The following is a 6,569-nucleotide window of genomic DNA, read 5'->3' on the forward strand; positions in this document are numbered from 1 at the left end:
AAATAGAGCTTGAAGGAAGTAAAGGGATATTCATTACAAAAGAAACAGAAATAGATAAGCCTGTAACCGAACGGAGATATTCACTTGTCAGCTTTGCTCTAAATATAGAAGAAGAAAAAGAGTTTTCGAATGCAGTTTCTGCAAAAGTAACTATTGTAAAAAAATAAAAAATCAGTATATAAAATGTTATTTATCAATATTTGAGAAAACAACAGTTAATAAGAAGCCGTTAAAAAGAGGTTAGTAATTGATAATAATTAAATTTTTAAGATTATGAATACCTCGAATTTTTTAAAAGACCCGCATTTGAGTAAAGAAACCAAAGAGTATCTGAAGGTTTTGAATTCTGGTGAAAAACCGGTTGAATCATTACCTATATCCGATGCACGTAATGTATTGGTCGATACTCAAGCTGCAATAAAAGTAGATGTTAGTGGTATTGAGGAAACAAAAAAAGTAATATTAGTCGATGAACATGATATAAAACTATATATTGTACGACCAGAGAAAGCTAAAGGTAAACTCCCTGTATTTATTTTTATACATGGTGGAGGCTGGGTTCTTGGAGATTATCAAACTCATAAACGCCTCGTTCGCGACTTAGTTATTGAGTCGGGGTATGCTTGTGTCTTTATTGAATATAGCCGTTCACCCGAAGCTAAATATCCAATAGCATTGAATGAATGTTATACGGCCACAAAGTGGGTTGCAGAACATGGCGATGAAATAAATGTAGATGGAAAAAGGTTAGCTATTGTAGGAAATAGCGCAGGAGGAAATATGACTATCGGGACTTGCCTGAAGGCAAAGGGTAATAAAGGACCGGATATTAAATGTCAGATTCTATTGTGGCCATATTCAGACGCTGGTATAAACACCGAATCATTCAAAAAATATGGAGAAGAAAGATTCCTAACTAAATCTTTAATGATTTGGATGAGAGACAACTACTTATCAAACAAAGCCCAATACGATGATATCTATGTATCTCCTGTACGTGCTGCAACGAACCAGTTGAAAGGATTGCCTCCTACACTCATCGAAGTTGCCGAAAATGATATATTGAGAGATGCCGGAGAAGAATTAGGGCGCAAGCTTGATGAAGCCGGAGTTGATGTTACTACAGTAAGATTTAACGGAGTAATTCATGATTGGGGTCTATTGAATGGTTATGCAGATCTACCTTCAACCAGAAATATGATAATATTCACGGCAGCTATGCTTAAGAAATATTTAGAATAACCCTTATATAGTTAGTAAGAGAATAAATAACTCTATATCATTTTTATTGTATAACAAAAACTTATTCTTATCTTTGCACCCGCTAATAACAATTATGTATAATTAAAATTAACTAGAAAGAAATGGCTACAAAGATCCGTTTACAAAGACGAGGACGTAAAGGTTATCCTTTTTACCACATCGTCATTGCAGATAGCAGAGCTCCACGTGATGGAAAATTTATTGAAAAGGTTGGTTCTTATAATCCTAATACCAATCCTGCTACGATAACTATAAATTTCGACAGGGCTTTGTACTGGTTACAAGTTGGTGCTCAACCTACCGACACTACTCGTAACATCCTTTCTGAAGAAGGTGTTTTGTTAAAGAAACACTTACTTGGTGGTGTTGCTAAAGGTGCATTTACAGAAGCTGATGCAGAAAGTAAATTTGAAGCATGGAAAGCTGAAAAAGAAAAAGGTACTCAAGCAGCTATCAACAAGAATCAAACAAAAGCTCAGGCAGACGCAAAAGCTCGTTTAGAGGCTGAAAAAGCAGCAAACAAAGCAAAAGCTGAAGCTGTAGCTCAAAAGAAAGCAGAAGAAAATGCAGCACAGGCAGAAGCTGAAGCTGAAACAAGTGAAGAAGTAGTAGAAACACCTACTGCTGAAACAGAAGCTCCTGCAGAAGAGAAAAGTGCTGAATAATTTGTTTTAAACAGCATAAAAAAGGCATCCGATTGGATGCCTTTTCTTTTTTATAACAGATAGATATTATAAGAGTATATTATTTTCATCCAACTTTATTTTATTCATTGCTTGCTTAATATAGTGACCAGACTCTATATGTAGGCTGAGTTTTATTGTATTTCGTTTCATCTCATTATATTGTTCTTTTGTAAGAGACAATAAGCGTGGTTTTATTTCTGATAATGAATTTATCGAAAAACCAACCCCATGCTCTAAAACAAATGGTGCCATAGCTGCTTGATTCCAAATAATTACAGGCAAATGACACCGAATATACAATGATACTTTGTGAGGATTATTAAATTGCAGATAAGAACCGAAACTACCGGAACAAGTATCAATCGAATCCCCATCCCAAACCAGTCCAAAATCACCCGTGATACTACTGATCAGATCATCACTCTGAACAAAACCTTTATAAACAAAATAAGGATTTTTTAATTCCTGTTCTGTAGGCTCGAAACCTGTACCATAAAGATTGAAAATAAATGAATCTACATGCTTACTAAATTCGTATAAGAATAAATTTTTACGTCGACTAAGCCCTCCTGCATAATTAACAACATAGTTTTGGTCATCATTGGATCTAAAACTTGAGGTATTTTGGTATTTTGACAGATAATCCCAAATATCAAGAGTCACAGTCTGTCCTTTGTAATTATTCTCTTCCAACCATTTCGCCATACTCTTATTTAAGGCTATAATGTAATCGGAGTTATTTAGGAGCGTAATTTCTTTATCTACAGTAAGCTTCTGCCTTCTAAAAGTTCCTAAATCGTGAATAAGTGTAATGATTTTAGTGTCTTTCAAATGAGCAATACCACAAATAAATGCATAATATTTTTTCATCGGATACTGAAGAAATAAAATACCTTTAGATGGCATTCGTATTACCGCTTTCAGTATCCCTGTAATATTTAAAACAAAATCAATGATTTTATTGTTGCTCGAACTTTGTTTCCATCCTATATTCTTAAACCCAATGCCTTGTAAAATTAACTCTACATCTGTTTTTGCTTTTCCACCAGCACTCTCTATTCCTTTATAGTTTCTGGATATAAAAACCTTTTTCATAGATTTATGTTAATTCATTTTTACAAAGTTAATTTAATTTCCAAACCTTAAGGTAGAAATAAAAAATATTAAAATTAGAGACTTGTACTAGTTACACTTTAAATCGAATTAGACTTGTAATGCACCTATTAGCTCCTGTATGGACGAAATATTATTTTTATCGAGATATTCTTTTATGCCATCTACAACCTTTACAGAAATTGTAGGGTCAATAAAGTTGTGTGTTCCTATCTGTATAGCAGAAGAGCCTGCAAGGATAAATTCAATGGCATCTTGCCACGATGATATTCCTCCCATACCTATCACGGGAATTTTTACAGCATTGTAAGTCTGCCAAACCATTCTAAGCGCAATAGGCTTTACACACGGGCCGGATAGCCCTCCCGTAACAGTAGATAACACCGGACGTCTCTTATTTATGTCTACAGCCATTCCTAATAGTGTATTGATCAAAGAAACAGCATCAGCACCTTCACCTTCTACGGCTTTTGCAATTTCTGTTATATCGGTTACGTTAGGAGACAGCTTTACGATAAGGGTCTTATTCCATACTTCACGTACAGCTTTTGTTACATCAGCAGCAGAACAAGCAGAAGTGCCGAATGCCATACCCCCTTCTTTTACATTTGGGCAGGAAATATTAAGCTCAATAGCCGGTATTTTTTCGAGGGCTACCAACTTTTGAGAACATTCCACATAGTCTTCGATCGTTGACCCTGAAACGTTCACAATGATGTTTGTATCAAAGTCTTTTATCTCGGGATATATATTTGAAACAAAGTAATCTACGCCTTTATTTTGCAGGCCAACCGCATTAAGCATTCCCGATGGAGTTTCTGCCATACGAGGATAATCATTCCCCTGCCTTTCGCGAATAGTAGTTCCTTTTACAAAAACACCACCAATTCGTCCCAAGTCCATAAAGTCAGAATATTCCTTTCCATACCCGAAAGTACCGGATGCTGTCATTACCGGGTTCTTTAAATGCAGGTTTCCTATATTTACTTTTAGTTTATCCATGTCAAATTTTCTATATTAAATACGGGTCCCTCTGTACATACACACACATTCCCTTCGCGTGTCTTCTCTACACAACACAAACACACACCAAACCCGCATGCCATAAGGTTTTCGAGCGACACTTCACACTCTATTTTATTCGTGTTCGCATATTTCGCTACAGCTACCATCATAGGCTTAGGACCACAGGTATAAATTTTGGATATTTGAGTGTTTTTTAATACAGAGTGATCTGTTACATATCCTTTTTCTCCGAAACTTCCATCTTCAGTGGTACAATACAGTTCACCATATTTTCTGAAATCATCCAATTGGAGTAAATCATTTTTTGATCTTGCGCCTAAGAGAAATTTAGGTTTATAGCCTGCTTCCCTGAGGCGTGCGCCAAGGAATAACATAGGAGCAGTACCTACGCCACCGCCAATGAGAAGAAGTTCTTGCTCCGGATTCGAAGTAGGAACTGTAAATGTATTACCTAACGGTAATAGAAGGTTTACAATATCGCCCTGTTTGTACTCACACATTTTCTTGGTTCCATCACCTACAGCCTGAACAAGTAGCCATAATTCGTTTTTTTGCTTATCCACAAAGTTTACCGAAATAGGACGTCTAAGGTAAGTTGAGGGAGATCCATCAACTCTCACTTCTACAAATTGCCCGGGATGCATTTCGGTTAAGGGAGTTTTATCTGTTGTGGTGAGCTTAATGAGGCTATAGTTTTGGTTTAGTTGCTCATTTTGAGTAACAACTAAATCCATCATTTTTTTCATTAACCTATTATTTAGAGATAAATATTTCCTGAGTTATTTCGAGTACAAAGTTAATAAAGTTTGACTTTATAATAAAATTAGGAAAGACTTTAATTTATTCACAAGTTTTACTACCTTTATGTCAAACATATCACGCCAACATAAGCATATATTGTATGAAAACAATCCAAAAGCACATCATTATTGCTATTAAAATATCATTTTGAAATAATAGGTTTATAATCTGTTCTTCTTTTATTCATAGTAATTATCTATATCAAGCATTTGTCTAACATATATCTAAACATAAATAATTATGGAATTGCCTTTTGCCGAACCTTGGAAGATCAAAATGATCGAACCTATTCATAAAAGCACACGAGACGAACGTGAACAATGGCTGAAAAATGCTAAATACAATATGTTTAAGTTAAGATCGGAACAAGTGTATATAGACCTGATAACAGACTCTGGAACAGGTGCTATGAGCGATAGGCAATGGGCTGGCATGATGGTTGGAGACGAGAGCTATGCCGGAGCGTCTTCATATTACAAAATGAAAGATATGATAACGCATATTACAGGGTTTGAATATGTTCTACCTACACATCAGGGACGTGCTGCTGAGAATGTCTTATTCTCTTGCCTAATCAAAGAAGGCGACGTATGCCCGGGTAATTCGCATTTCGATACAACAAAAGGTCATATAGAATCCAGAAAGGCCATTGCTTTAGATTGTACGATAGATGAGGCTAAAGACACTCAACTTGAAATTCCATTCAAAGGGAATGTTGATATCAAAAAACTTAAGGAAGCACTGAAAAAGTATGGAGATCGTACACCCTTTATTATTGTAACCATAACAAATAATACGGCAGGTGGACAACCTGTATCTATGCAGAATTTGCAAGAAACACGCATGATTGCAAATAAATATGCTAAAAAAGTAATATTTGACTCAGCCAGATTTGCAGAGAATGCATATTTTATCAAGAAACGAGAGAAAGGTTACGAAAACAAGACAATAAAAGAGATCTGCGACGAAATGTTCTCATATGCCGATGCTATGACCATGAGCGCTAAGAAAGATGCTATTGTAAATATGGGAGGATTCTTTGCCACAAACCTCAAAGAATGGTATGATGTAGCCAAAATAAAAGGAATTGCTTATGAGGGATATATTACTTATGGAGGTATGAGTGGACGTGATATGAACGCTTTGGCTATAGGTCTGGATGAAAATACAGAGTTTGAGAGTCTTGAAGGCAGAATAATGCAGGTTGAATACCTTGGTAAGAAGCTTGATGAATATAATATCCCATATCAACGTCCGGCAGGAGGACATGCAATCTTTGTAGATGCATCGAAAGTATTGCCAAACATCCCTAAAGAAGAGTTTCCGGCACAAACATTAGCTGTAGAATTATATCTAGAAGCGGGTATCAGAGGTTGTGAGATAGGTTATCTATTAGCAGACCGAGACCCTGTAACCCGGAAAAATCGTTTCGATGGGCTCGATTTACTGCGTTTAGCCATACCTAGGCGTGTTTATACAGACAATCATATGAATGTAGTAGCAGTAGCCTTAAAGAATATATTCGATCGTAGAAAATCGATTAAAAAAGGACTAACGATTACTTGGGAAGCTGATTTATTAAGGCACTTTACAGTTGAACTTAAAAGGATAAAATAGTAATATAATTATCATATACAAGACAAATAAACCTCTCGGAATATAACAATTCGAGAGGTTTTT

General features: G+C 35.7%; 6 protein-coding genes. 3 read left to right on the forward strand and 3 right to left on the reverse strand.

The annotated features are described in order from the left end of the window. Nucleotides 1-273: 273 nt before the first annotated feature. Together LDB17_RS00100 and LDB17_RS00105 are read left to right on the forward strand one after the other, a co-directional pair. On the forward strand, nucleotides 274-1,242 hold the full coding sequence (locus tag LDB17_RS00100; RefSeq protein ID WP_252637429.1) for an alpha/beta hydrolase: 969 nt from the start codon (nucleotides 274-276) through the stop codon (nucleotides 1,240-1,242). A 122-nt stretch (nucleotides 1,243-1,364) separates the two neighbouring features. Beyond that, on the forward strand, nucleotides 1,365-1,928 hold the full coding sequence (locus LDB17_RS00105; protein ID WP_252637430.1) for a 30S ribosomal protein S16: 564 nt from the start codon (nucleotides 1,365-1,367) through the stop codon (nucleotides 1,926-1,928). A gap of 66 nt (nucleotides 1,929-1,994) precedes the next feature. On the opposite strand, the gene LDB17_RS00110 is transcribed toward LDB17_RS00105, so the two are convergent. The 3 genes from LDB17_RS00110 to LDB17_RS00120 form a co-directional block, all read right to left on the reverse strand. Beyond that, nucleotides 1,995-3,044, reverse strand: coding sequence for a galactofuranosyltransferase (locus LDB17_RS00110; RefSeq protein WP_252637432.1), 1,050 nt, complete (start codon nucleotides 3,042-3,044; stop codon nucleotides 1,995-1,997). Between the two features lie 108 nt (nucleotides 3,045-3,152). Next, entirely contained in the window at nucleotides 3,153-4,064 is a 912-nt protein-coding gene (locus LDB17_RS00115; RefSeq protein ID WP_252637434.1) for a dihydroorotate dehydrogenase, read from the reverse strand. After that, nucleotides 4,052-4,834 (reverse strand): dihydroorotate dehydrogenase electron transfer subunit, encoded by a 783-nt coding sequence (locus tag LDB17_RS00120; RefSeq protein ID WP_252637436.1) that lies wholly within the window; start codon nucleotides 4,832-4,834, stop codon nucleotides 4,052-4,054. Before LDB17_RS00120 ends, LDB17_RS00115 begins: the two co-directional genes overlap by 13 nt. A gap of 295 nt (nucleotides 4,835-5,129) precedes the next feature. Between LDB17_RS00120 and LDB17_RS00125 the strand changes: the two genes are divergently transcribed. Then, the gene (locus LDB17_RS00125; protein ID WP_393924816.1) at nucleotides 5,130-6,506 is read left to right on the forward strand and encodes a tryptophanase; all 1,377 of its coding nucleotides are present in this window, start codon (nucleotides 5,130-5,132) and stop codon (nucleotides 6,504-6,506) included. Nucleotides 6,507-6,569: the final 63 nt, after the last annotated feature.

The organism is Dysgonomonas sp. Shenzhen-Wh21 (assembly GCF_043392705.1).
Lineage (GTDB): Bacteria > Bacteroidota > Bacteroidia > Bacteroidales > Dysgonomonadaceae > Dysgonomonas.

Bases quoted from the DNA above. Each gene is read 5' to 3' on its own strand.
- LDB17_RS00100 (WP_252637429.1), top strand. From the start codon at position 274: ATGAATACCTCGAATTTTTTAAAAGACCCGCATTTGAGTAAAGAAACC.
- LDB17_RS00105 (WP_252637430.1), top strand. From the start codon at position 1,365: ATGGCTACAAAGATCCGTTTACAAAGACGAGGACGTAAAGGTTATCCT.
- LDB17_RS00110 (WP_252637432.1), bottom strand. From the start codon at position 3,044: ATGAAAAAGGTTTTTATATCCAGAAACTATAAAGGAATAGAGAGTGCT.
- LDB17_RS00115 (WP_252637434.1), bottom strand. From the start codon at position 4,064: ATGGATAAACTAAAAGTAAATATAGGAAACCTGCATTTAAAGAACCCG.
- LDB17_RS00120 (WP_252637436.1), bottom strand. From the start codon at position 4,834: ATGAAAAAAATGATGGATTTAGTTGTTACTCAAAATGAGCAACTAAAC.
- LDB17_RS00125 (WP_393924816.1), top strand. From the start codon at position 5,130: ATGGAATTGCCTTTTGCCGAACCTTGGAAGATCAAAATGATCGAACCT.